Raw genomic sequence first — 25980 nt, 5'->3', positions numbered from 1 at the left:
TGGTGACAGCCCCCTTTTTTTTTGGTTAGCCCAGCGGACCGCCTTCGATGGTTTCGCACATTCCGGCCAGTACTCGCTCACCGGTTTCGTTTTTCAATGACTGATACCACTCTGCCGTGACTGCCGGGTCGCGCCCATGGGTCACGTCACAGCGTTTGCGCGCTTTCAGCACCAGATCTTTTACCCGCTCAACCCGTCGCGCCTGATAGCGCAGCAGGGCATCTTCTATACCCAGCGAATGCGAAGCCAGCGTCGCCGCCAGCACCACGGCATCTTCCATCGCCGCACAGCCACCCTGACCAATATCGGGCGTGGTGCTGTGGGCCGCATCGCCAAGCAGCGCAACACGCCCTTTGACAAAGCGGCTGAACGGTTCAATGTCGTGGATCTCAACCCGGTTAGTATTATCAGGATGAATTGCCGCAATCAGTTGCTGCACCGGCTCCGCCCACCCATGGAAATAGCCGGTCAGGTCCGCTTTCACCGTGCTGCGATCCTGCGGCAGTCCCTTCGGTAGCGGCACATCAAAGAAGAAGTAGAACCGATTGCCGCTAACCGGCATCAGTGAAACACGCTTACCGTCACCGACGAAGGTTGTCCACTGATCGGCGGGCGCAATGCTTTCGTCTATGGTGACCAGACCATTCCAGTTAACGTAACCGGCATAACGTCGTTCCAGCTTCTGCTCCAGCACATAGTCGCGGACGACGGAATGGGTGCCATCGGCGGCAATCAGAAAATCGCCGTGCGCCTGACTGTTATCAGAGAAGGTTGCGATGACGCCATTTTCAGACTGTTCGACCTGGATCACCCGCTTACCAAACTGCACCCGTTCACGCCCGAAGGTATCAATCAACATCGCCTGCAGTTCTGCCCGTGCCACCGGACAGGGATATTCGCCCACCTGCTGTACCAGCGGTGCCATGCTGAAGCGGGTCAGGGCCGCACCGGTTGCGCCGTCGTGATAGGCCATATAGGCCATATTGCCACCCAGCTCACGTAGCGCGGTTTTCATTCCCAGCGCATTCAGGCATTTAACGCCGTTGGGCCAGATGGAAATCGCCGCGCCGACGGGCTTCATCTCCTGAACGGCTTCAAACACCTCAACGTCGATTCCGGCTTTCTCCAGCGCAATCGCGCTGCTCATTCCGCCAATACCGCCACCAATTACGATTGCTTTCATAGTGCTCTCCTGTCTGCATGGAGAGACTCCTGCAACTTTTGTACCAGAGGAGCGGTCAGGTTGGATTTCACTATAAAACCTAACTAAAACATCAGGTTATTTATAGTGTTAAGGTATGCAGCTAACATGCGTTTTCTGACGTAATGCACTTTAATGTGGCAAATCAGGGCGCAAAAAGGGTGCAGAAACGATCTGGCTGTATCTTTTGTTTCATCATTTGGTTAGTAATCGATGTCAGGCCTCCGGGACAGTTATCAGTCAGAGAGAGCCGACATCCCGTTAACCCACCCTGGAAATTACTTTAAAAGTTATAAACTAAATTACCGCCTCGCTTCGATAACACTTCTGACAAATAATTATACATATAAACAACAACTGGCAGAAATATTGCCTGGAAAATTCTCACCATGGTCAACAGGCAGTTAGGCTGAAACAATTAAACATACCTGTTAATCAAAAATGCATATTCATAAACAGACATAATTATGGTTGTTTTATCACCGGGCGCAATCATTAGCAAAACTGCTTAAGCCGCATCAGAAAAGGCTTTTAGGAAATTGCTCAAACGTATCAGCCGCGATCGCGTGATATAGATCACTCTGGACATAAAGGACTCTGGAAGACGATCATGAAAATTGGAATCACGAATAACCAGTATCCGGAGCAACGTAATATCTTAGTTAATCCGGATAACGAATATATAAATCTGAAAAAGAGCAATCTGTTCTATTTTATTAATCCGTTACGTACCCGATTGCTGAAAAAGAATAAAACCTTTGTCTTTCAGCCTGTGCCTTTTTCCGGGGCATCGCGGGCTGACATCCTCCATCTGTTCAACGAAGTCGCCATTACTCAGCAGAAGTGGGTCGCCTCGTTTGAAACCGAGCTGCCGCGCGTGCTGCCGGTCGCGGGTGTTGCCAAGCAGGATAATCCTGAGCTGCAACGGCTTATTCCTTATCTGTTAAAAGATAACTGTCTGGGGCTGATTGCTATCTCAGACGCTACGCTGAACATTCAGATGAAACTGTTCAAACCGGATGTTGCGCAGCAAATCCGTCGTAAAACCCTGGTTCTGCATCCGCCGCAAAAGCTGTTCGTTCAGCAAAAAACGCCGCGTCAGCCAGGTGTTCTGAAGCTGATCTTTGCCGGTAATGAGTTCTACCGTAAAGGCGGGGCGGAAGTGGTGCTGGCAATCAGTGAGCTGATTGAAGAGCACCGGCTGGACGAGTCGCAGCTGGACCTGCAGCTGATTGGCGATCTCACCAAACGTCGTAATGTTGCTCATCGTCAGTTCCAGGATGATGATGCTTTCTGCCGCGACATTGAGAACCGCATCAAGCGCTATCGCTGCATTACGCATCATTCACAGATGGAAAATAGTGCGCTGATGCAGCTGTTCCGTCAGAGCGATGCCGGTCTGTTACCGACCTGGCAGGAGACTTACGGTTTCTCCGTGCTGGAGATGCAGGCCAACGGCTGTCCGGTGATCACCAGCAACGTACGTGCGCTGCCGGAAATCAATCCAGCCAATGCGGGCTGGGTCATTACGAGTCCGCTGAACGCCGATCGCGAATACAGCATCACCTCGGCAGAGCAAAAATCGCAGCTGCGCCGGTCGCTGGTGGACGGGCTGAAATCGACGCTGCTCGCCATCATTGAACGTCCTGAAATATTGCAGGAGAAAGGGGAAGCGGCCATTCTGCGCATCAAAGAGCAGCATGACACTCAGCGTTATATCGCCCGGCTCAACGAAATCTACAGTCGTGGCGTGATGAATGTCACTCAACACCCTCCTGTTGTCTCAATTTGATGAGATTTCTCTGACGGCGCGCGCCAGACTGGCCATACTTAGTGCTGCGTACCTCAGGAGAAATGTTATGAAAATTATCCTCACTCTGCTGCTGTCCGGATTACTGGGCAGCAGCGCCTTCGCTCAGCCTGCGGCGCTTTTTCCGGCCCGCGCGCCGCTGGTGCAGCTGACGCCCGTCGCTGACCGCTGCGATCTCTCCACCTGTCAGACCAACTGCTACGTCGAGCAGTCCCATTGCAACACCCGGGATAGCGGGGCCTGTAGCTCAAAGGCTCAGATGTGCGTACAGGCCTGTTCCAGCCAGTGTAAATAATTCGATTCAGTGAAGAACGCTTAGTTAACGATGAAAAAGTCCTTGTTTTACCTTGCTTTATTTTCTCTCTCTGCCAGCTGTGTTGCCGCCGATCTCTCCTCACAGCAGGTCGCTTCTCTGGTTAAAGCCGCGATTGAACCGCTGATGGAGCAGCAGGCGATCCCCGGAATGTCGGTGGCGGTGCTTTACAAGGGCCGGGCGCAGTTTGTGAATCTCGGCGTGGCCGATCTTGAGTCACGCCGCCGGGTCACGGAAAATACGCTGTTTGAACTGGGGTCGGTGAGCAAAACCTTTACCGGTACGCTGGCCGGGATCATGATCCGCAACGGCGAAATCCGTCTTAACGATCCGGTGCAAAAGCGCTGGCCGCAGCTGACGGGTGAGCAATGGCATGCGGTGCGTATGCTACATCTGGCGACCTATACCGCAGGCGGCCTGCCTTTACAGCTGCCTGATGAGGTCACCGACCAGGCTTCTCTGCTCCGCTTCTATCAGAACTGGCAGCCAACGGCAGCACCAGGTTTGCAGCGCCAGTACTCTAACGCCAGTATTGGTCTGTTTGGCTCGCTGATGGTGAAGGGCGATTATGAGCAGGCGATGGAGCGACATGTGTTTCAGCCGCTGCGCCTGACGCGCACTTACATTACTGTGCCGCCGTCGATGATGCTGAACTACGCCTGGGGCTATAAAAATGGTCAGCCGGTTCGGGTGTCCCCCGGCATGCTGGATGCAGAAGCCTATGGCGTCAAATCCACCGCGCGTGACATGCTGACCTTTATGCAGGCCAACGTCGATCCCAACCGTTTATCGGCGGGCAACGCGGTGCTGCGGAATGCCATCCGTACTGCGCAGTCACGCTACTTCAAAGTCGGGAGTCTCTATCAGGGGCTGGGCTGGGAGATCTACGACTGGCCCGTCGATGCTGAGACGCTGCTCAACGATAACGATAATGGCGTGGCGCTGAAACCGCGTCCGGCGACTCTGATCAATCCGGCCGGGCCGTCGCAGAGCGCCAGCTGGGTACATAAAACCGGCTCCACTAATGGATTTGGTGCCTATATCGCTTTTATTCCTGAGCAGAACAGCGGCATCGTGCTACTTGCCAACAAAAATTACCCCAATCCGCTTCGCATCCGGGTAGCGTGGCAGATTCTGCAGGCGCTCCAACAGGGTACGGCTGAATAATGTGCCTCACGCCTGCTCAGCCGGAGCAGGCTGGCACCCTCTGTTCATTTGCGCTGAAACAAAAATCAAATGAACAGGAGGGCTGCTATGTCCATCGCCATCTACACAGCCCGGACAACGGCCTTTTGCTGAAGGTGCCGGGCACGCTGACGGGTAAATGGAACCCGCTGTTCAATCCCCGTCATTCGGCGGCGGGCATCATCAGTAAAGCGGTGGCAGAACCGTTTTACTTCGACCCGCGCTTCCGGCTGCAACAGGACGCCGGTTCCCCGACTCCCCTGTAACATGACTGATGCATCATGCTGACGACTGCGCTTCCGATAACGCCTGCGCCGCACAGATCAATGCCAGATGGCTCAGCCCCTGCGGCATATTGCCGCGCCAGCTCTGACTGCGGACGTCATACATCTCATTGAAGATATCGACGTTACCCTGGCCGTCCAGCGTATCAAGAATCTCCTGCATCGCCTGTTCCGCCTGGCCGGTCTCGCCCATTTCTGCCCACGCTTCCACCAGCCAGAAGCAGCAGGCGAGAAAGGTGCTCTCTTCCTCTCTGACGCCGCTGTAGCGGTAGAGCATGGCGCTGCCGTCGCCCAGCTCCTGCTGGATTGCGCGGTAGGTCAGGAGCATCCGCTGCCGATTAACCGCGCTACCGTAGTTGTGAACCAGTGCCAGCGACGCATCAAGGCGGTCGTCACTGCCGGCGTAGAAGAGATAAGCCTGCTTCTGTTCTGACCAGCAGTGCGACTCAATCCAGTCGCGAATGCGGTCACGTTCCCGCTGCCAGCGCCCCAGCCACGTCGGTTCGATATGATGGCTTTCGGCCAGGGCGACCGCCCGGTCCAGCGCCATCCAGCAGGCCATCTTGGAGTGGGTATAATGTTGCAGCTCCGGCAGTTCCCAGATGCCGCAATCTTTCTGCCGCCAGTGATCGGCGCAGCAGTTTGCCAGCTCGCCCAGCATGCGCGAGGTGGTGATATCCAGCACGTGTCCCGCTTCAATAAAGTGCTGTGCGGTGACAAGCATGTCGCCATACATGCTGAGCTGCAGCTGGTCGCGGGCGTTATTGCCGACCCGCACCGGTTGAGAGTTTTTATAGCCGCTCAGCGGCGGATAACGCTCGGCGGGCACTTCATCGCCGTTCAGGGCATAGCAGGCCCGCAGCCTGACACCGTGACGCATAATGGTCTGCGACAGCCAGGAAAAGGCCGCCTTACAATCTTCCAGCGCCCCGATATAAACGAACGCTTTAATAATCAGGCAGGCATCGCGTACCCAGGCGTAGCGGTAATCATAATTTTTCTCGCCGCCGATACCTTCCGGCAGTGAGGTGGTCGCGGCAGCGGCCAGCGCGCCGGTCGGGGAGTACCAGAGAAACTTCAGCGACAGGGCAGAGCGCTTTACCAGTGCCGGGTAGCTGCCAGCGTAGCTCAGGCTCTCCACCCAGCTGGTCCAGCCGGTGTGACTGGTTTCAATTCGCTGATCGATAGCGTCCAGTGGCGGCACCGCCAGCGGCTCTTTTTCGGTTACCAGCAGGGCGCAGAGCGATCGGGAACCGGCCGTCGTGCGCAGCGTGGCGCAGACCTGCTCATCATCCAGTTCGGTGATCTGAATATCTTCGCTGGTGCGGAACATCGCCATGATCTCCGCGATGTGAAACACCTTGCCTTTCTCATTGTCGGCTACCCACGGCGAACGGGTTTCGGCGGCAGTGCCGAAGCGCAGGGTGATCGCTAATTCCACTTCACCGCTGACGCCTTCAATGCGGCGCGCCAGTTCACACCACGGCAGACGGCCCGCCAGCGTGCTGTTTATTGATTCCGTCAGCAGCACGCTGCCGCTGTCCGTTTCGAAACGGGTTTCCAGCACATTGCTGTTGTTACGGTAGCGGCGCGAAACCTGATAGGGCGTGCGCGGCGCGATCTGAAAATAGCCACCAAGTCCGGCATCAAGCAGGCGATCAAACAACGGTTTCGCGTCGAGATTAGGCGCGCACCACCAGTCAATAGCCCCATCCGGCGCGATCAGCGCCACCGAGCGACCTTCACCAATGGCGGCATAATCACCCAGACCCGCAAAGCCATCTTCTCTGACCGGCGAATGAAAGATCGGGTTTTCCATGGTCTGCTTCCTTATTTCACGGTAACGAGAATTCTTCTGTGACCAAAAGCGGGACAAAAAAATGGCCGCGCTATGCGGCCATCAGAGTGTGATTACAGCGTGCCGGTGCCGCCATCAGAGCACCAGACCTGACCGGAGGAGTAGCTGCTCTCGGTTGAGGCCAGGGTAACGTAGAGCGGGGCGATCTCAACCGGCTGACCGGGACGCCCCATCGGTGAATCGGCCCCAAACTGCTTCACTTTTTCCATCGGCTGTCCGCCGCTGGATTGCAGCGGCGTCCAGTATGGGCCAGGTGCTACGGCGTTGACGCGGATACCGTCGCCTCCCAGCTGCTTAGCCAGCGATTTGGTGAAGGCAACAATAGAGGCTTTGGTCTGCGCATAGTCGAGCAGAATATCGCTGGGTTTAAAGGCCTGTACTGATGAGGTATTAATAATAGACGCACCGCGTGGCAGATATTCCAGCGCCGCTTTGGTGATCCAGAACATCGCATAAACGTTGGTTTTAAACGTTGCATCGAAATCTTCCGTACTCAGGGTACGAATGGACTCATTAAATTGCTGACGACCCGCGTTATTCACCAGAATATCCAAACCGCCTAATTTATCAGCGGCGTCTTTCACCAGCTGCTGACAGAATTCTTCAGAACGAATGTCGCCGGGAATAGCGAAAACTTTACGGCCTTCCGCTTCGATTAATTTAATCACTTCATCGGCATCGGGCTGTTCTTCCGGCAGGTAGTTAATTACCACGTCTGCACCTTCACGGGCGTAAGCGATGGCTACGGCGCGGCCAATACCAGAGTCACCGCCCGTAATCAGCGCCTTACGACCGGTCAGTCGGCCAGTACCGCGGTAGCTGGTTTCCCCGTGATCCGGAACCGGGATCATCTTGCTGGCCAGGCCTGGTGCCTGTTGTGGCTGGTCCTCAAACGGAGGCTTAGGAAAGTGATCCAGATCGAGCGTCTTGTTAGTTGGTGTAGCCATTGTATGCTCCTTGAACAAAGTTATCTGAGACATTAAGCCTGGCACAAATGTGATATTTGTCACATCTGACTGCTGATTCATTGAGCAGATAAAACCAGAAGAACTTAATAATGCAGATAAAGCGTAGTCAGGAAATCGATATTGTGTGCGGCACTGTCCGATTATTTTCAAAGGGGGGCAGGGAATAATTAAAGCGAAGCGTGAAACCGGATGGGAATTATTTCAGCAGGTGAAATGTTCCGGCTGAAAATAAAAAAAGGGCGGTTAACCGCCCCGTACTGAACCCCGCCAGACCACATCGACCGGATATATTCTCCGCTCCTGCTGCTGTTCATTTTTGGGTGTTAATGTTTCCGGTTGCGCTTCTGTCTCTGCCAGCCAGGCAATCGCATCGCGGGCAAACTGCTCCACTGGCTGGGCAAAGGTGGTGAGGTTATACGAGGACCAGCCCGACTGCGGGATATTGTCATGCCCCATGATGCAGAGATCCTCCGGAATACGCAGTGCAAAGCGGTGACGTGCCTCATCCATAAAGCCACAGGCGAGCAGGTCGGTAGCACAGTAAACCGCATCCGGGCGAATGTTACGCGTCAGCAGACGCTGGGCCAGAATCTGGCCGCTTTCATAGGAGGTCGTACCGAATCGCTCCACCTGAACTGTGATACCCGCTTTTTGCGCCGCCGCCAGAAAATCGGCTTCGCGCTTCAGCAGACTCGGCGTCCCCGCCAGAGAATTGACAAAGGCGATGCGATTGCAGCCCGCCCTGATAAAGGCGTTGACCGCCATTTCGGCGGCAGGGCGGGAGTCTAGATTAATATTGAGCGTGCCGGGCAGGGATTCGTCGCGGTTTATCAGCACCAGATGCTGACCATGTTTGTAGCAGAGCCGCGTAATGCCGCTGTCCGGCATACCGGAAAGAATGATTGAGGCGTCGGCACGGAAATTAATCGCCTGTTGCAGTGCGTCGGAAACCCGCGCATCCGAGCGGTCGGTGTTGATCAGCATCGCCACTTTTCCCGCTTCCTGCAGATACTGGGTCATCCAGCGCACCAGGCTGGCACGATAGGGCGTATCCACTTCGGAGGCGATTAAGCAGACAATGCCGCTGCGGTTGCGTACGAGGCCGCGAGCCAGATGATTGACGTGATAGCCCAGCTCTTCAGCCGCTTTCATCACCCGCTGACGGGTGGACTCCGACACACTGGCACCTTCTGTAAATGTGCGTGAGACCGCTGACCGGGAGACGCCCGCCCGGTCAGCAACATCCTGCGCACTCACTACCGCCTTAAGCTGCTGCATCTTTTTTCCCTCGCCCCTGTGTTGCCTGCACTGAGTCTGCCTGAAATTGCAAGGGTGTGCAAAGGGTGCCTGCTTATCAGATGTTTCAAGTTTGTGACAGAGCCTGACAATTGCATAACAACTTAATTGACAGTGTTACCGGGTCGCCGTATTACTTTGCCTACATCTTTGCACACATGTGCAAAAGCTGACGCACTCGCGTCATCCAGCCCCAGGAGAACACCATGCGTTATCCCTCTCTGCTCGCTGCTGTCATCGTCTGCCCTATGGTGCCGTTTGCTGCCCCGGCGGCAGGCCTTAATATGATCTGCTCTGCTGATGTGGTGGTGTGCGAGCAGATGACCACGCTGTTCAGCCAGAGTCATCCCGACATCAAACTCAGCATGGTGCGGCTCTCTGCCGGTGAAGCCTATGCCCGTATCCGCAGTGAAGCGCGCAATCCCCGTACCGATATCTGGTGGGCGGGCACCGGTGACCCGCATATGCAGGCCGCCGAAGAGGGCTTAACCCAGGCCTACAAGTCACCCCTGCTCGATCAGCAGCAACCCTGGTCACAGAAAGTGGCGGACATCTCCGGGTATCGCACCGTGGGCGTCTATGCCGGTGCGCTGGGCTGGGGCTACAACACGAAACTGCTGGCGGAGAAAAAGCTGAAGGTCCCTGCCTGCTGGGCGGATTTACTCGACCCTGGCTTTAAAGGGAAGATTCAGATCGCCAACCCTAACTCCTCCGGCACGGCCTATAACACGCTGGCGACGCTGGTGCAGATCATGGGTGAAGACAAGGCCTTTGACTATCTGAAGAAGCTCAACGCCAACATCTCTCAGTACACCAAGTCCGGCTCTGCACCGGTCAAGGCCGCCGCGCGCGGTGAAACCACCGTCGGCATTGTTTTTATGCATGATGCCGTGGCGATGGAGGTGGATGGCTTCCCGATTAAACCCGTCGCACCCTGCGAAGGCACCGGCTATGAAATTGGTTCAATGTCGATCATTAAAGGCGCGCGCAACCTGGCGAATGCTAAACGCTGGTATGACTGGGCGCTCAGCGCGGAGGCGCAATCGCACATGAAAGAGGCGAAATCGTTTCAGCTGCCTTCCAACCGTAAGGCGGCGATTTCTGACTATGCGCCGCGTTTTGAGAACATCAAACTGATCGATTATGACTTCAAAACCTATGGCGACTCGGCAAAACGTAAAGCGCTGCTGGGCCGCTGGGATAAAGAGATCGGTGCCAGCGCACAATAACGGGGGTATCAGCCCGGCCGCCTGAGCCGGGTCTGTGCCAGACCGCGGTGGCGTAAGCCTGATGTCCGCTTCCTGATGGAGGTGATTTATGAATGCGCATAATCGTCGCTTAACCGGCGCGCTACTGGCGGGTGCCGTTGCACTGACGCTACTGCCCTGGTATAGCCTGGAGCAGGGCTTCTTTGCGGGTGACTGGCTGTTCAGCCTTTGGGCCGATGAGAACAGCACACCGGCGCTGGGACAGCTTGCGTTACGCAGTTGGCTGGGGATCGCCGTCGCGCTATGGCTGCTCTCTGCGGCCAGCGTCTTTCTGCCGCCAGGCCGCTCCCGCAGCACGCTGTTGCTGCTGTTCAGCGTGGCGGGCATTCTGTTTCTGGTGCTGGAAGGGCATGCCATTGGGTTTAGTGGCTGGAACTGGCTGTGGCTGGAGAACCTCTTTGGGCCGCTGGCGCAGGGTCAACCGGCGATGGGCGCGGGCGCACTGCTGCTGCTGACCGTCTTTCTGCTGATCTTCGCTTTTGCCCTGGCGGAGCGCGGCGTGCTGAAAGGCGATGCCTTTGTGGTGGCGTCGATTGTGCTGCTGGTGGCGCTGGTGTCGACTTTTGTGCTCTATCCGGTGCTCAGCCTGTTTGTTGCCTCGGTGCAGGATAGTGACGGCAGCTTTAAACCGGACGGACTGATTGCCAATATGCAGGACCCCGCCATCTGGAGCCTCGCCTGTTTCACCGGCGGGACCTGCGGCACGGCCTGGCGCACGCTGGGACTGGCGCTGATGACCGCCAGTGGTTCCACGCTGCTGGGCCTGGCGTTTGCGCTGGCGGCCACGCGCACGGCGCTGCCGTATAAAAAAGCGCTTCGGATGCTGACCATTCTGCCGATTATCACGCCGCCGTTTGTTATCGGTCTGGCACTGATCCTGCTGTTTGGCCGCTCCGGCGTGGTGACTGCATCGCTGGCGACGCTGTTCGGTATCGAGCCGGGTCGCTGGCTCTATGGACTGACCGGCATCTGGATTGCCCAGGTGCTGTCGTTTACTCCCATTGCCTTTCTGGTGCTGATTGGCGTAGTTGAGGGGGTCAGTCCGTCACTGGAAGAGGCGTCGCAGACCCTGCGCGCCAGCCGCTGGCGCACCTTCTCCCGCATCTCGCTGCCGCTGATGGCGCCAGGTCTGGCCAACGCGTTCTTAATCAGTTTTATCGAAAGCATGGCTGATTTCGGTAACCCGATGGTGCTGGGCGGCAGTCACGGCGTGCTCTCAACGGAGATCTTCTTCTCGGTGGTCGGCGCTCAGAACGACCCAAGCCGCGCGGCGGTGCTGGCGATGATCCTGCTGGGCTTTACCCTTACCGCTTTTCTGTTGCAGCGCGTCTGGCTCTCCGGCAAAAGCTTCGCCACCGTAACCGGCAAAGGCGACGGCGGCCGTCATGTGATGCTGCCACGTCCGGTACGCTACAGCGTCTATGGCATGGTGATCCCGTGGGGACTCTTCACCCTGGTGATTTACGGCATGATCATGATTGGCGGCTTTGTGCAGTCCTGGGGGCTGAATAATAACCTGACGCTGGATCACTATATCCGCGCCTTCAGCGTCAGCGTGAATCAGGGTCAACTGGTCTGGCGCGGCGTCGCATGGAACTCCTTCTGGACCACGCTGGAAATCGCCCTGATTGCCGCACCGCTTACCGCTATTGTGGGGCTGCTGACTGCCTGGCTGATCGTGCGGCAGAAGTTTGCCGGCCGACAGACCTTTGAATTCATGCTGATGCTGAGCTTCGCCATTCCCGGCACGGTCATCGGCGTGAGCTATGTGATGACCTATAACCTGCCGCCGCTGGAGATCACCGGCACCGCGATGATCCTGATCGCCTGTTTTGTCTTTCGTAATATGCCGGTGGGCGTGCGGGGTGGGATTGCGGCGATGAGCCAGCTGGATAAAAGCCTGGATGAAGCATCACTGACGCTGGGTGCCAACAGTTTCCGCACGCTGCGTAAAGTGGTATTGCCGCTGCTGAAACCAGCGATCAGCGCCGCGCTGGTCTACGCCTTTGTGCGGGCCATTACGTCGATCAGTGCGGTGATTTTTCTGGTGAGCGCCCAGTACAACATGGCGACCTCTTATATTGTCGGGCTGGTGGAGAACGGTGAGTATGGCGTCGCGATTGCCTACTCCTCGGTACTGATTGTGGTGATGCTCCTGATCATTGGCCTGTTCCAGCTGCTGGTGGGTGAACGCCGCCTGCGTCGCGCAACCCAACCGGCGGTGATTGTTGCCGCACCCTCTGCATCCACGCTGACTCAGGAGAGAGCCATATGACGACCATTAACGCCGGATCGGTGGTGTTTGAACATGTCGCGAAACGTTTTGCCGGTTTTACTGCGGTGCCGGACCTGTCGCTCACCGTAGAGCCGGGCACGCTGGTGACGCTGCTCGGCCCATCCGGCTGCGGCAAGACCACCACGCTGCGGCTGCTGGCCGGGCTGGAGCATCCCACCTCGGGGCGGATTCTGATTGGTGGCAAAGAGGTGACCCATCTGCCCGCTAACGAGCGCGACGTGGCGATGGTGTTTCAGTCCTACGCGCTGTTTCCGCATATGAACGCCCTCGACAACATTCTTTACGGGCTGCTCTCTTCGGGCATGAACAAACGCGAGGCGCAGGACAGGGCGCGCGAGGGGCTGAAGCTGGTGGGGCTGGAGAGTCAGGGCCAGCGTCTGCCGTCCGAACTGTCTGGCGGACAGCAGCAGCGTATTGCGGTGGCGCGTGCGCTGGTGCTGGAACCGCAGGTGCTGCTGCTCGATGAGCCGCTGTCGAACCTTGATGAGCGTCTGCGCCGTCGGGTGCGCACCGATATTCGTGATCTGCAGCAGCGGCTCGGCTTTACCGCCGTCTACGTGACCCATGACCAGGAGGAGGCGCTGGCGGTCTCCGATAAGATTATTGTCATGAAAGAGGGGGATATTGCTCAGCAGGGCGCGCCGGAGACGCTTTACCATTCGCCCAATTCAGTCTTCATCGCGGATTTTATGGGGGAAGCCAATATTTTGCCCTGTGAAGTTGAACAGGCGAATGCGGATGACGCGCTGGTGCGGCTGGGTAATCAGCGCTTCCGGGTGCGGGGTGCCGGCGCTAAACCCGGCACTGCTCAGCTGGCGGTGCGGCCACAGTTTATTACGCTGTCCGGCGACGGTCAGGGCGCGTTACAGGGTGAAGTGATCCACAGCACCTGGCTGGGCGATCATATTGAATATGAAGTCGCTACCGAGCTTGGCGCGCTGTTCATTATCGACCCGCAGATGGAACAGCGTTTGCCGCTTGCCGCCACGGTTGGCGTCAACTTTAAGTCGCAGGGGTTAGCCCTGATAGCCCGTTAATCTGATTAATCCGAGGAGTTCGCATGGAATCGCAGGAAATAGTGGCGCGACTGGCGTTAGCGGAAGCCGTTGCACGCGAAGGTGGCGCGACCGCGCTATCTTACTTCAACCGCCGCGAGACGCTGGTGGTAGAAACGAAGTACGATTTGCAGGATGTGGTGTCGATAGCTGACCGTGACGTCGAGCAGCTCATCGCCAGCCGCATACGGGATGCGTTTCCCGATGATGGTTTTCTTGGCGAGGAGACGGGACTGCAGGCGGGAACCTCTCACTATACCTGGGTGGTTGATCCGATAGATGGCACCAGCCCGTTTCTCAATGGGATGCCGAGCTGGTGTGTTTCAGTCGCGGTGCTGCGTGGCGATGTGCCCGTTATCGGCGTGATTTTTGCACCCACCTATGAGGAGTGCTACGTGGCGGCGCTGGGGCAGGGCGCGACGCTAAATGGCCGGCGTCTGCAGGTCGATCCCACTCGCACACTGCAAAACCACGTCACCGGTTTTGGTGCCAACAGCTATGTCAGTCCGCAACAGGTTGGCGAGATTGTGGCGGCGCTGCTGTCGGCGGGCGGTAACTTTATCCGCATTGGCTCCGGCGCGCTGATGCTGGCCTGGGTCGCGGCTGGTCGGGTCGTGGGTTATTACGAACCTTATATGCATGCCTGGGATTGCCTGGCGGGTTACTGCCTGGTGAAAGAGGCGGGCGGCTGGTACCACCCGTTTAACATCGAAGGCGACCGCATCACTAAAGGGGCGCAGGTGCTTGCTGTGGCACCCGGTGCCGAAGCAGACCTTCGCCACATTGCGGGTTTGTAGGTTGGTGACCCTGTCACGCTGGCTCTACTCAGGTCAGCGTGACAGGGTCGTAGCGTTTTCGTCAGATGGTGGCGCTTAGTGGCGCTGCATTCCGTCCTGCGGAAAATCGGACAGGGACATCTGCTGCTGATAACCCTGTTTCTGATAAAACGGCAGCGCCTGAAAACTGAAGGTATCCACCCGCGCGAACAGACAGCCCAGCTTAGCCGCCTCCTGCTCTGCCGCTTCCATAAGCGCACGACCCAGACCACTGCCACGCCGCGTTTCATCCACCCAGAGATAATCAATGCAGAGCCAGTTTCCTTTGCGCGAGGCGATCAATCCACCGTGTAACACACCTTCTGCATCCCGGTGAGAAACCGACAGCGGGCCCTCGTTCTCCCGACTGATAAATTGCCGGTTATAAGCCCCTAACCCTGCCAGTAACTCTTCCCGAACGTCGTCGTTTTGCTGATGGGTAAGGGTAAATGTGCGCATCCTGTTCCTCTGCTATCCACATACTGCCTTTATACCTTGTAGAGGATAATTGCGAATTTATCCTCTACAGGGTATAAATTGCATATTATCCTTTTATGGGTATAAAATACTCTTTATACCCTGTCGGGGATAATCTCTCTGCGCTATGCTTACAGCCTGTGATCCTGAAGGAGTCACCTCATGATATATAGCCCGCTACAGCTGGCAAACCGGCTAAAGCTTATCCGCCAGCGCAACGGCTGGACCCAGAGTGAACTGGCAAAAAAGGTTGGCCTGAAACAGGCGACCATCTCTCACTTTGAAAATGCGCCTGACAGTACCTCGCTGGCCACGCTGTTTAAGCTTTTACAGGCGCTGGAAGTGAGTCTGGCCGTAGTGGAAAAAGAGGAGGCCAGTGCGCCTCAGTTGCATGATGAGGATGATTGGTAATGCAAAGGCTGATTGCGTGGATGAACGGTGAGCGGGTAGGCGTACTTACCCGGCAGCGAAATGGCGCTCATGAGTTTCAGTATGACACAGGATGGCTGAGTAACCCGCTCTCCAGGCCGCTGTCACTCTCACTGCCGCTGCAGGTTAAGGCAATCACCTCACACGCCGTAATTAACTTCTTCGACAACCTGCTGCCAGATAGCCCACTGATTCGTGACAGAATCGTGGCGCGTTATCAGATTAAATCCCGTCAGCCGTTTGACCTGTTGCAGGAAGTGGGACGTGACAGCGTCGGCGCGACTATGCTGTTGCCGCCCGATATGCCGCTGCCTGCGCTGCAGGCTCGCTATGAGGTGCTGGATGAAGCCCGGCTCGAAAGTGTGCTGTCAGCCTATCAGTCAGATATCCCGCTGGGGATGCTTCGTGAAGAGACCGACTTCCGCATTTCAGTGGCGGGCGCACAGGAGAAAACGGCGCTGCTGCTGACCGAAGAGGGCTGGAGCATTCCTGCCGGTGCCACCCCCACTTCGCACATTATTAAGCTGCCGATCGGTGAGATTAAGCAGCCAGCCGCGACGCTGGATATGCGTGAAAGCGTAGAGAATGAGTATCTCTGTCTGGCGCTGGCCCGCGCACTGGGTATTGATGTGCCGCAGGCGACGATTATCCGGGCCGGTAAGATGCGCGCCCTGGCCGTTGAGCGCTTTGATCGCCGCTGGTCACGCGACAAAACCCGGCTGATTCGTCTGCCACAGGAGGATTTCTGTCAGGCGCTTGGGCTGCCATCCTCGACCAAATATGAGTCGGACGGCGGGCCGGGCATCGCCGAAATAATGCAGATACTGATGGGATCGAGCAACGCCATTGAGGATCGCTATCGCTTTATGATGTTTCAGGTGTTTCAGTGGCTGACAGGCGCAACCGACGGTCACGCTAAAAACTTCTCGCTGTTTATCGAGCGCGGCGGCAGTTATCGACTGACACCCTTTTATGATGTGATCTCCGCTTATCCGGTGCTGGGCGGTACCGGCCTGAACAGGCGTGCACTTAAACTGGCGATGGGGCTGCGAGCCACTAAAGGGAAGAAGACAGAAATCGACAAAATCTTTCCGCGCCATTTTATCGCCACGGCGAAGCAGGTAAATTTTGATCGTGACAGCCTGCAGCAGATCTTCGACTTCTTCGTTCGTGAGTTTTCCAGGGCGGTGGTCTCAGTGCGCGAAGCCTTACCGGCCGATTTCCCGCAGCACATCGCGGATGCGATTTTCAGCCATTCACTGATTATGCTGGAGCGGTTACGGTATAACGATTGATGGCGGGTATGAGCTGGCACTATCCTGAAAACGCCTCTCACTGCTCTCTGGTAAACCGCCTGTCAGCTATGCTTATCTGACAGGCTTATCAAGGGAGTAAGGGTATGAAGTGTCCGGGATGTGAAGGAGAGGCGTTTGTTTACGCCACGCGTGACGTCAGTCTGAATACGGGTAATCCCGATGATGTTGTGCCGGATGTGAAGGGCGATCACTGCATTCGCTGTGGCGCGGTGATTATGAATGCCGGAACGTCGGAGCTGTACCCCGAAAAGGCGGAAGCGCTGGAGAATGCAGGCGTGCCTGTTAAATGATACAAAAAGCCCGCTTAATGCGGGCTTTCGTTATCCTGCTCCACGCAGCGGCGCGTCATAAATAAAAAAGCCTGCACAAGGCAGGCAAAATCGTTACAAGGGAATGTCCATCTTTTGATAACACGCAACGAGTAAGTTGTGTGAGGGTGGCACCGTACAGGAGAAACATCAGGTTTACCCTGGGAACGGAAATCACAATCACATCAATCTGGCTGCTGGAGTGCGTTATGGATGCCAATCGCTATGCCCTGAAAATAATCCCTTCACCGCCGACTTTCCCTGGTGCCGCCAGTCCGGTAATGTCTGATGACACACTGCATAGCCGTCTGGCTGCCATTATTCAGCGGATGCAGCAGCAGCAGATTACACAGCTGATTATCTATGCCGACAAAGAGCACGGCAGTAACTTTGAGTACCTGGCGGGATTCATTCCGCGTTTTGAGGAGGCGCTGCTGGTGGTGAATCAGCAGGGCGGGCTTACCTATATCATGGGAAATGAGAACCTCAAGCTGGTGCCTTTTGCCCGCAATCCGGGACGCTGTCTGCATGCGCCGGTGTTTTCGTTGCCCAATCAGCCGATGAATGGGGAGAAGCCGCTGGATCAGCTGTTAACAGAGGCAGGCATTACGGCAGGTGAACGCACCGGGCTGGTGGGCTGGAAGCTGTTTACCGGCAGTCAGCATGCGTTATTTGATCTGCCGCAGTTCGTCTATAGCGCAGCGGCTCAGGCGGCGGGTGGCGATGTGCACCTGGTTAACGCCACCGGGCTGTTTATCTCGCCTGACAACGGTGCGCGTTGCGTGAACTGCACCGATGAAGTCGCCTTTTATGAGGCGGGAGCCAATCTTGCGTCAACCACGATGCTGGCTGCGCTGGATAGCGTTACGCCGGGCGTTACGGAGAAGGCGTCAGGCGCACAGCTGAACGCAGAAGGGCAGCCAAACAGCGTCGTCACGATCGCCGCGACCGGTGATCGTTTCGCCCAGGCCCGGCTCTATCCTTCAGACAAACCGATTTCAACTGGCGACAAACTTTCACTGACGGTCGGCTACAAAGGCGGCCTGACCAGCCGCTCTGCATATGTCGTCAGTGAGGCATCTGAGTTACAGTGTCACGTTTCTGACTGGCTGACCCGGCTGGCGATCCCCTATTATCATGCTGTGGTCAGCTGGCTGGAGCAGTTGCGAATCGGCATTACCGGCGGCGAACTCTATACGCTTATCGAAACGGTACTGCCCAAAGCGCAATATGGCTGGCATCTCAATCCGGGGCATCTGGTGGCTGACGAAGAGTGGTTAAGCTCGCCCATCTATCCCGATTCAGCCGTGACCCTGAAGAGCGGTATGCTGTTGCAGATTGATATCATCCCATCGGTGCCGGGTTATGGCGGCTGCAGTATTGAAGATACGGTTGGACTGGCAGATGCGGCATTACGTGAGGAGCTGGCGAGCCATTTTCCGGAGGTCTGGCAGCGTATGACCCGGCGCAAAGCCTACCTGACCGACGTACTTAAAATCCGGTTGTCCGGGGAGGTGATTTTGCTCTCGAACACAGTAGGGTATCTGCGCCCTTTCTTACTGGATAAGCAGCGTGCGCTGGTTCGCCAGTAGAGAATAAACAAGCTGCAACAGGCCGGTAATAATTTGTAAAATTTAACTGGGAGTAAAACGCAGGCGCTTCTGTCAGGATACGCGCCTCAGAAAGTTCCTGGTTGCTCTCATTCGATGAAATGGTTTACCAAAAACGCGGTTTTGTTTGCCTGCAAAACCTCCCTTGCCGCGTTTATCGCACTCTCTGTGGCGCTGTTACTCAACTTTGAAAAACCGGCCTGGGCACTGACCACCGTGTTTGTCACCTCACAACTCTATGCCGCCTCGACCGTCTCGAAATCGCTGTTTCGTCTGATGGGCACCCTGCTCGGCGGCATCTTTATTCTGCTGATCTATCCCGAAACCGTGCAGTCGCCAGTGCTGTTCAGCCTCTGTGTGTCGCTGTGGGTGACGGTCTGCCTGTATCTTTCTCTGCATGACCGCACGCCGAAGAGCTATATCTTCATGCTGGCGGGTTACAGCGCGGCGATTATGGGCTTTCCTGATGTGGATACGCCGTCTGCGATTATCAATACCGTGATCTCACGTATTGAGGAGATCACGCTGGGGATCCTTTGCAGCACGCTGGTTCACAGGCTGGTATTCCCGGTGTCGATGCACCATCTGCTGGGGCAGAGCGTCAATCTCTGGTTTCAGAACGCGCGCAAATTATGCGATGAACTGATTAGTGGGATGGCCAGGAACAAATCGCTGGAGCGGGAGGATATCCTGATCCAGATGGCGGGCTATCCACTGAGTGTTGAAACGCTGCTGACCCACTGTGTCTATGAAGGCGAAGCGGCGCGTAATGTCATTCGTCTGGTCAGCGTGCAGTATCAGCATCTGACCTATCTGCTGCCAACCCTGACTGCGATTGAGGCACGGCTGGGCGTGCTGGCCGAACTGAATATTCGTTTTCCGCAATGCGTTACCGATGTGTTTCAGGCGTTTCTGCTATGGCTGCATCATGACCGGATTAATGATATCGCCGGACTGCGTGAGGCGATTGCTGCCAGTCAGGCCACCCTGGAAAATCAATGGCGGGCAGGGCAGCTGGCCACCGAAGAGAGCCTGCTGCTGATCGGCCTGCTGGAGCGGATGGCTAACTTTGTCCGTATTGCCGATGCCTTTGAGAACGTCAGTGCGCGCGCCGGGGATCTCTATAGCCATGGGGATGGGGCGGCGATCCGCAATATCCGCGAACACCGGCATATCGACAAGGGGCTGCTGAGACTCTCTGCACTAACCGCTTTTCTGGCAACCTTTCTCTCCAGCCTGTTCTGGATTGGCAGCGGCTGGGCCGATGGCGCGAATGCGCCTTTAATGGCGGCGATCATCAGCTCATTTTTTGCCGGCGTTGATTCCCCGGTAACACCCATGAAACTTTTTGTGAAAGGAGTGATGATTGCGCTGGTGGTCAGTCTGTTCTATATCGCCTTTCTGATCCCGCAGGCCAATACCTTACAGGCGCTGATGATCTGTCTGCTGCCGGGCCTGATGCTGTTGAGTCTGGTCGTCGCTAATCCGGCGACCAATATGGTGGGGCTGAGTGTTGCCATTCAGATCCCTGGCTTTATCGGCCTGAGCCATCACTTTGTACCGAACCTGATCGTCACGCTGAATGCGGCCATCTCATCAATGGTGGGAATTATGTTTGCGGTGGTGCTGACGGCGCTGATCCGTAACAAACGACCGTCATGGATTGCCAGAAGAGCGGTGCAGCGCGGACTTCGCGATCTGTTAGGGTTTATCAAAATGGTGGAGCGCAATTCCGCCACGCTGCTGTCACGCCAGCAGTTTATTGCGCGGATGCTCGACAGGGTGAACGTGATTCTGCCGCGCAAACGGCTCGATCCGGTGCCGGATATCGTGGTGGGGGGCTATCTGATTACTGAAACCTGGCTGGGTGCGAACTGCTATGACTTTTACGCACGTCATCGAGAGGTGCTGGAAGGGCATCGGATTGATAGCGGGCAGATGTTCTACGAGCTGGCGCTCTATCTGAAACGTAAGATGAAGTCGCTACAGCTAACGCCGCATCAGGATTTGCTGGATGAACTGGACCTGTTACTGCTGCGGCTGGAGCCGATTGCGAGACAGGAGAGTGTTGCAGTCGCACCGTTAATCCATCTGTTTAATATTCGGGTTTCTCTGTTTCCCCATCAACGCTGGCCGGAATAAAGTGTAGAAGAGTAGCTGGTGGCGGAGAGAGAGGCGTGAACAGCGCCCGGAAGATATAAAGGAGGTGCATTTTAGTTACATCATACAATAACTCTTGATTCAAAAAGGAGCAGGCATTGTGCCTGTTTATCTGGTCTGTCAGTAAAAAAGGCGGGGCTGACTGGCATTATACCGGTTTAAAATCAGTATGTTGCATACTATTTCCAGTCAGTAAGAAAAAGATACAAGCCTGAGTCTTCAGGTACGACACGCATCCTGTCGCGCCTGAAGCCAGTAATAAGAGCAGGGCGCACATATCTTTGAGCGGGCTAACTGATTCCCTGTGGCTGGAGCTGATAAATCCATGCGGTGTAATGCTGATTATCTCCGGCAGACACGCGAACTTCGACGCGATCATAGCCATCTTCAAACGCATCCAGCATCGGCCAGTGCGCATCCAGCTGGTCAGAGACAAACAGATAGCCCGGTACATCGGGCCCATGCTCATCCAGTACGATGCCTGGGAAATCGGCCGCCGCACCCCAGCCACGCTCGTAGAAGGTTCCGTTCACCGAACCGGCCAGCCATTCTCCGCCAATGTTTTCCAGAATATGGGCGTTCTCGCGGCCCGGACAGAGCGTGCCGTAGACAAATAAGCGTTTCATTTTCTTTCATCATGGAATCCGTCGAAGCCCGCAACTTTAACGTGCCTGAAATCAGATGTCATGTGGCTGTGGGGATTTCCTGAAATGAGGCAAGAAGCCATGGTAAAAATGACGGGCTGTCGTTAATTCTGCGGTCCATGAGCCACGCGGACGTCTCAGAATTCACGTAGCGTTGCCATTTTGCGGGCAGTAATCTGTAATGATGTCTCCTGAAAGCCAGAATGCATGAAAGAACGGCATAGTGATTTTCGATGAGCGAGTCCATGGCCGTAACCGGAAGCAGGAAAATAACAGCGTTTTCTTTGCCAGACGTTAACGCCAGCAAAGTGCAGTGAGCTGTGAAGATCGATTGACCTGAGAACGTTGAAGCCGTGACGCCATTGTAATAGCACAAAGCTCAGGGATGACGTCATCCTGGAAACCTGGGGAGCAGATTCAGCAGTGTGATCCCCGTGTTGTCGCTGCAACCAGATACCGTAGCGAGAGTGCTGCGGTGTAATCAGGCGCAGCACTGTAATAGTCATCACAGCATCAGACGCAAGTCATAAAACAAAAAGGGACGTTTTTCTTTCAGGAGATCAAGGTAAACCTGATAATGGCAGCGTCTCATGAACAATCCAGAGTTTGAGCAGTGTTTGATGAAAGAGACAAGTTGGGTGGTAAAGCTGATCCAGTCGTCAGAATCCAGCAATGTCGGGATGTCCGGGCATCATAATCAGACACGCACTAAAGAGCGCATAATGTATATTATGTTAAATAAGGTATCAGGTTCCTTTTTTCTGCCTGCATTCTTCTGGCAGATTGCGATCCTCTGACTGAAAGACGTCTCCCCTGACCTTCTCATGCGTATTATCAGTTAAGTCGCTTAAGATAGAGATCGTAATTTTCTGCATCGAAACAGACTACGTTAACGTTCTCGATTGTGCGGTTTTCAGCGATGCAATGTTTAATGACATCTAAGGCAATCGCCGCAGCACGTTCTTTAGGGAAACCATAAATTCCTGTGCTGATATTGGGAAACGAGACCGTTTTAATGCCGTGATGGTCGACAAGTTTAAAACAGCTCAGGTAAGCACGTTTTAACAGTGCATCTTCGTCATGTCGTCCATCGCTCCAGCGTGGGCCTACAGTGTGGATGACATAATCCGCTGGCAAATTACCTGCACCCGTTATCACGGCATCACCGACTTTGCATCCACCCTGACGACTGCGGATTAAATGACACTCAGCCAGAATCACAGGTCCGCCTGCGCGATGGATTGCGCCATCTACACCACCACCACCCAGCAATGAAGAGTTGGCTGCATTAACAATCGCTTCTGCGGAGATTTTAGTGATATCGCCCTGAATTACAGTTATTTTATTCATCTGACCCCACCTGATTACTGTAGCTACATGCCCGAACCTGCTGACGTTGCATTTCTTTGTTGTCATGACTGAAAATTTGCGACGTAGTCAAATATAGCCTGAATCTGGTGAAACAAGGTCGAGCCAGTTAAGACGATTTTCTCAACAACTCAGGCACGCAACATAACCTGGCAAATTGATTAAGGGATGCATTGCCAGCGGCCTGTCAATGATGCCAAAAATAATCAGGCCATCTCAGTCAGCAAAAAACGAAAAATAAAAAGATGCCGGAAGGATTATCATTCACCTTCCGGCATCCTGTTTTGGACAATGATTTAGTTTCCCGCCTGACCAAGGGCTTTATTAATCGCCGACTGCAACATCTCTTCCATCGCACCGCCTGGGTAAATCGTTACCGTCTCTGCGGTCGCACCCGACAGAGGCATAACAATCATTGCCGGCGTACCCTGAAAACCGGTATTTTTCGCCAGGATATCCGTGTGGGATAATGTGTCGAGCATATCATTGCTTTTTAACTTACCGGCACCGGCTGCAGACGCTGCTTTAGTGATATCTTTCTGTGTCAGCGCACCCTCAATATGACCACTGGCAAATAGCGCATTGTGGTATTTCATATAGGCATCACCGCCCTTTTGCTGCCAGATTCTTAAACCTGTTTCGGCCGCCTGGAAAGAGGGTTTCCAGCGATAACCAAAAATGGGCCACTCTTTGAAGATAAAGCGTACCTGAGGATTATTTTTCATCAGCGATTGAATGATGGGTGCCTGTCGTGCACAGACGCTGCATTGATAGTCGAAGAATTCTATCACCGCGACTTTTGCGTCCTCCGGCCCGATGGCAGGCACGGTTTTATCATTCAGCAGGTCGTCCTGATGCTGAATAGCTGCTGTGGTCATCGCTTTTATCTGCTCGTCATACTGAATTTTCTGTAGTTTCTGATCCACTTCAATCAGTAATTCAGGGTGCTTCAGCAGATAAGCTTTCGCCAGCTCACCAATGCGCGTTTCCTGTTCTGGCGTAAACAGAGGTTCAGCAGCTGGCGTCTGCGCGGATTTTTGTGTGGCATCCATATCGGTTACTGCTGGTTGCGGCTCACTCTTTTCCGCCACGGAAGCTGCCTCAGCAGACGGATTAACAGCCTGTGACGACTGCTTGCTCTCAGATTGTGGCTGAACCGGCACAGAAGTCGCGGCTTCCTGCGATACCGGAGCGGCGCTGGCTTCTGGCGCAGTCGCAACGGATGGCTGCTCTGCCGAATCCGGACTGGATGGCGCTGTCGCCACAGAATCATCCGGTTGCTGCGAGGCCTCATGAGTTGCTGTAACGGCTGGCGCTTCAGAACGGGCTGGCTGCTGATCAGGTTGCGAAATAGCAGATGCAGCCGCTTCAGGCTGGATAACGGTATTCACAGCAGGATCGGCAGCCGCTGGTTCTGCCGCTATTGCCGTCGAAACGCTGGTCGCACCAGCCAGTAACATCATGGCTAGTGCCAGTTTATTTTTAATCATTAATTGTCGTCCTGAATGTGGGATCGCTCATGTATGATGGCGATTTCGGCAGCGCCGCGCTGGGTATTTTCATTAGTGAGTTCTGTAACTCATTGACTCACGTCATATAAAGCCGATTTAAGCCTGCTGCCGCCCTGCTTTCTTTGCTGGATTTACAGAAAATTTAACCTGGCACCCTCGTTTCCTGGTTAGCTTCAACCGCACAAATGTTGAGTAATCGGTTAAGACAACCTTTGTATGATGTAACTAAATACATTCCTTTTTCTCGGAAATTTCACATTTCCTTCCACTCATTATCCTTTTGTCCTCAGGCACATTACTCTCTCAGCATTGTCACCCGTCCTCAAACAGTCAATAAAGGAAACATTGATGAAAACTTCATATGCTTTGATTGCTACATTACTGATGACCTCTGCCGCGTCCACTATCGCAGCTCAGCCGACTGCCGCAAAAAACCCACTGAGCGTACACGTTCTGAATCTGCAGACTGGCCAGCCGACAGCCGGTATTGAGGTTGAACTGGACCAGAAGCAGCAGGATAACTGGGTGAAGCTGGCGTCAGGCGTCACCGATAACAATGGTCGTATCAGCGCCCTGTTCCCGCAGGACAAAACGGCCAGCGCAGGCAGCTACCGCGTCGTATTTAAAACCGGTGACTTCTATAAAAAGAGCAACCAGAAAAGCTTCTTCCCGGAAATCCCGGTTGAGTTCAACATGGAAGCAAACGGTGAGCACTACCATATCCCGTTACTGCTTAGTCCGTTTGGTTACTCAACCTATCGCGGCAACTGATGACAGTCCGGCACTCAGGTGCCGGATTCCCCCTCTCCCGCGACACGCGCCGGAAAACGGGCCACCAGCCAGTCAATAAAGACCCTTAAGCGTTGCGTTACGTGCCGATTTTGCGGATAGACCAGATGAAACGGATAACCCGCGGGACGCCAGTCGCGCAGGATCTCAACCATGTCACCCCGCCGCAGAATCGACGACAGCGAATAGCTGAACGTCTGAATAATCCCCAGCCCTGCCAGCCCCGCAGCCAGATGCCCGTTACTCTCATTGACGCCAATACGATGCGCACTGGTGATCTCAACTTTTTCTCCCTGTCGTTCGAATCGTAGCGGAAATGGCTTGCCGGTTAGCGGCGAAAGGTAACTCACCAGTCGGTGCCCGTTACGCAGTTCATCAGGATAGGCAGGCACGCCAGACGCTTTCAGATAGGCGGGTGTCGCGCAGGTGATCAGCGTTGCATGCCCAATCAGTCGGGCGATCAGTGAGGAGTCAGCCAGGGGACCGCCACGGATTACACAGTCAACGTTATCGCTAATCAGGTTAACCGGACGATCGGAGACGCCAAGGTCGAGCGTAATATCCGGATAGCGGTCAAAGAAATCGGGCAGCAGCGGAATCAGGATATCCCGCGCGGTCGATCCGCCAATATCGACACGTAAGTGTCCGCGCGGCTTACTGCGCAGCGCATTGAAACAGGCATCGATATCCTCCAGATCGCGCAGGATACGCAGTGCCTTCTCGTAGTATTCCCGCCCTTCCGCGGTGACGGTCACGCGTCGGGTAGTACGCTGCAGAAGCCTGACGGAAAGATGCGCTTCCAGCTCCTGAACCAGCTTGCTCAGCGTGGCTTTCGGCATGTTAAGCGAGTCCGCCGCACGGGTAAAACTGCCGCTTTCCACTACCCGTGAAAAGGCTTTAATCGCCAGCAACTGATCCATTCACGTCCCCTATTATCCACCCACATGGATAGTCATTTTCATTTTTGCGGATTTATCCGTCAATCCTCCTCTCTTACAGTAGCAATCAGTCCGGCAGCC

Annotated in this window: 23 protein-coding genes; 14 read left to right on the top strand and 9 right to left on the bottom strand. The window is 55.1% G+C overall.

Annotation, left to right across the window (positions count from 1 at the left end):
• Positions 1–25: 25 nt before the first annotated feature.
• Positions 26–1183 (bottom strand): FAD-dependent urate hydroxylase HpxO, encoded by a 1158-nt coding sequence (gene hpxO, locus F3I44_RS07245; protein ID WP_150010119.1) that lies wholly within the window; start codon positions 1181–1183, stop codon positions 26–28.
• Positions 1184–1811: 628 nt separating this feature from the next.
• Here hpxO and F3I44_RS07240 point away from each other — a divergent pair.
• The 4 genes from F3I44_RS07240 (at position 1812) to F3I44_RS07225 (ending at position 4775) form a co-directional block, all read left to right on the top strand.
• On the top strand, positions 1812–2993 hold the full coding sequence (locus F3I44_RS07240; RefSeq protein WP_150010117.1) for a glycosyltransferase family 4 protein: 1182 nt from the start codon (positions 1812–1814) through the stop codon (positions 2991–2993).
• Positions 2994–3060: 67 nt separating this feature from the next.
• The gene (locus tag F3I44_RS07235) at positions 3061–3306 is read left to right on the top strand and encodes a hypothetical protein (RefSeq protein ID WP_150010115.1); all 246 of its coding nucleotides are present in this window, start codon (positions 3061–3063) and stop codon (positions 3304–3306) included.
• A 30-nt stretch (positions 3307–3336) separates the two neighbouring features.
• Positions 3337–4491 (top strand): class C beta-lactamase, encoded by a 1155-nt coding sequence (gene ampC, locus F3I44_RS07230; protein ID WP_150010113.1) that lies wholly within the window; start codon positions 3337–3339, stop codon positions 4489–4491.
• Entirely contained in the window at positions 4491–4775 is a 285-nt protein-coding gene (locus F3I44_RS07225; protein ID WP_150010111.1) for a hypothetical protein, read from the top strand. The genes ampC and F3I44_RS07225 overlap by 1 nt, the downstream gene beginning before the upstream one ends.
• 13 nt (positions 4776–4788) lie before the next feature.
• Here the strand turns inward: F3I44_RS07225 and F3I44_RS07220 are convergent, their stop codons facing one another.
• From F3I44_RS07220 to F3I44_RS07210, 3 genes are all read right to left on the bottom strand, one after another.
• Positions 4789–6612 carry a glycoside hydrolase family 15 protein gene (locus tag F3I44_RS07220; RefSeq protein WP_150010109.1) on the bottom strand — a complete coding sequence of 608 codons (1824 nt, stop codon included), beginning with the start codon at positions 6610–6612 and terminating at the stop codon, positions 4789–4791.
• Positions 6613–6704: 92 nt separating this feature from the next.
• Positions 6705–7598: an SDR family oxidoreductase gene (locus tag F3I44_RS07215; RefSeq protein ID WP_150010107.1), complete on the bottom strand. Its 894-nt coding sequence runs from the start codon at positions 7596–7598 to the stop codon at positions 6705–6707.
• Positions 7599–7862: 264 nt separating this feature from the next.
• Complete coding sequence (locus F3I44_RS07210) at positions 7863–8897, bottom strand: substrate-binding domain-containing protein (protein ID WP_150010105.1); 1035 nt, start codon at positions 8895–8897, stop codon at positions 7863–7865.
• A 224-nt stretch (positions 8898–9121) separates the two neighbouring features.
• On the opposite strand from F3I44_RS07210, the gene F3I44_RS07205 reads away from it, so the two are divergent.
• From F3I44_RS07205 to F3I44_RS07190, 4 genes are all read left to right on the top strand, one after another.
• Complete coding sequence (locus tag F3I44_RS07205) at positions 9122–10144, top strand: ABC transporter substrate-binding protein (protein ID WP_150010103.1); 1023 nt, start codon at positions 9122–9124, stop codon at positions 10142–10144.
• A gap of 88 nt (positions 10145–10232) precedes the next feature.
• A complete protein-coding gene (locus F3I44_RS07200; protein WP_150010101.1) occupies positions 10233–12458 on the top strand; it encodes an iron ABC transporter permease in 2226 nt (741 codons plus the stop codon).
• On the top strand, positions 12455–13516 hold the full coding sequence (locus tag F3I44_RS07195) for an ABC transporter ATP-binding protein (RefSeq protein WP_150010099.1): 1062 nt from the start codon (positions 12455–12457) through the stop codon (positions 13514–13516). The genes F3I44_RS07200 and F3I44_RS07195 overlap by 4 nt, the downstream gene beginning before the upstream one ends.
• A 23-nt stretch (positions 13517–13539) precedes the next feature.
• A complete protein-coding gene (locus tag F3I44_RS07190; RefSeq protein ID WP_150010097.1) occupies positions 13540–14331 on the top strand; it encodes an inositol monophosphatase family protein in 792 nt (263 codons plus the stop codon).
• 75 nt (positions 14332–14406) lie between these two features.
• On the opposite strand, the gene F3I44_RS07185 is transcribed toward F3I44_RS07190, so the two are convergent.
• On the bottom strand, positions 14407–14808 hold the full coding sequence (locus tag F3I44_RS07185) for a GNAT family N-acetyltransferase (RefSeq protein WP_150010095.1): 402 nt from the start codon (positions 14806–14808) through the stop codon (positions 14407–14409).
• A 180-nt stretch (positions 14809–14988) separates the two neighbouring features.
• Here F3I44_RS07185 and hipB point away from each other — a divergent pair, with 180 nt between their 5' ends.
• The 5 genes from hipB to F3I44_RS07160 all read left to right on the top strand — a co-directional run bounded on the left by hipB (position 14989) and on the right by F3I44_RS07160 (position 20631).
• Complete coding sequence (gene hipB, locus F3I44_RS07180; RefSeq protein WP_150010093.1) at positions 14989–15237, top strand: type II toxin-antitoxin system antitoxin HipB; 249 nt, start codon at positions 14989–14991, stop codon at positions 15235–15237.
• Complete coding sequence (locus tag F3I44_RS07175; protein ID WP_150010091.1) at positions 15237–16550, top strand: type II toxin-antitoxin system HipA family toxin; 1314 nt, start codon at positions 15237–15239, stop codon at positions 16548–16550. The genes hipB and F3I44_RS07175 overlap by 1 nt, the downstream gene beginning before the upstream one ends.
• Positions 16551–16654: 104 nt before the next feature.
• Complete coding sequence (locus F3I44_RS07170; RefSeq protein WP_013357880.1) at positions 16655–16861, top strand: type II toxin-antitoxin system MqsA family antitoxin; 207 nt, start codon at positions 16655–16657, stop codon at positions 16859–16861.
• 227 nt (positions 16862–17088) lie between these two features.
• Positions 17089–18471 (top strand): Xaa-Pro peptidase family protein, encoded by a 1383-nt coding sequence (locus F3I44_RS07165; RefSeq protein WP_150010089.1) that lies wholly within the window; start codon positions 17089–17091, stop codon positions 18469–18471.
• A gap of 114 nt (positions 18472–18585) precedes the next feature.
• The gene (locus tag F3I44_RS07160) at positions 18586–20631 is read left to right on the top strand and encodes an FUSC family protein (RefSeq protein WP_150019368.1); all 2046 of its coding nucleotides are present in this window, start codon (positions 18586–18588) and stop codon (positions 20629–20631) included.
• Positions 20632–20939: 308 nt separating this feature from the next.
• Here F3I44_RS07160 and F3I44_RS07155 read toward each other — a convergent pair whose 3' ends face one another.
• From F3I44_RS07155 to F3I44_RS23890, 3 genes are all read right to left on the bottom strand, one after another.
• Positions 20940–21275: a gamma-glutamylcyclotransferase family protein gene (locus tag F3I44_RS07155; protein WP_150010085.1), complete on the bottom strand. Its 336-nt coding sequence runs from the start codon at positions 21273–21275 to the stop codon at positions 20940–20942.
• 852 nt (positions 21276–22127) lie between these two features.
• Entirely contained in the window at positions 22128–22643 is a 516-nt protein-coding gene (locus F3I44_RS07150) for an O-acetyl-ADP-ribose deacetylase (protein ID WP_150010083.1), read from the bottom strand.
• A gap of 314 nt (positions 22644–22957) precedes the next feature.
• A complete protein-coding gene (locus tag F3I44_RS23890; RefSeq protein WP_223811658.1) occupies positions 22958–24151 on the bottom strand; it encodes a thioredoxin domain-containing protein in 1194 nt (397 codons plus the stop codon).
• Positions 24152–24520: 369 nt separating this feature from the next.
• Between F3I44_RS23890 and uraH the strand changes: the two genes are divergently transcribed.
• Positions 24521–24943 (top strand): hydroxyisourate hydrolase, encoded by a 423-nt coding sequence (gene uraH, locus F3I44_RS07140; RefSeq protein ID WP_150019367.1) that lies wholly within the window; start codon positions 24521–24523, stop codon positions 24941–24943.
• Between the two features lie 14 nt (positions 24944–24957).
• On the opposite strand, the gene F3I44_RS07135 is transcribed toward uraH, so the two are convergent.
• Positions 24958–25881 carry a LysR family transcriptional regulator gene (locus F3I44_RS07135; protein ID WP_150010079.1) on the bottom strand — a complete coding sequence of 308 codons (924 nt, stop codon included), beginning with the start codon at positions 25879–25881 and terminating at the stop codon, positions 24958–24960.
• Between the last annotated feature and the right edge of the window lie 99 nt (positions 25882–25980).

Origin of the sequence: Pantoea sp. F_5 (assembly GCF_008631595.1) — a bacterium.
Taxonomy (GTDB): Bacteria; Pseudomonadota; Gammaproteobacteria; order Enterobacterales; family Enterobacteriaceae; genus Pantoea; species Pantoea gossypiicola.
Note: the sequence above shows the minus strand (reverse complement) of the source record. Positions and strands in the feature narration are given on the sequence as shown.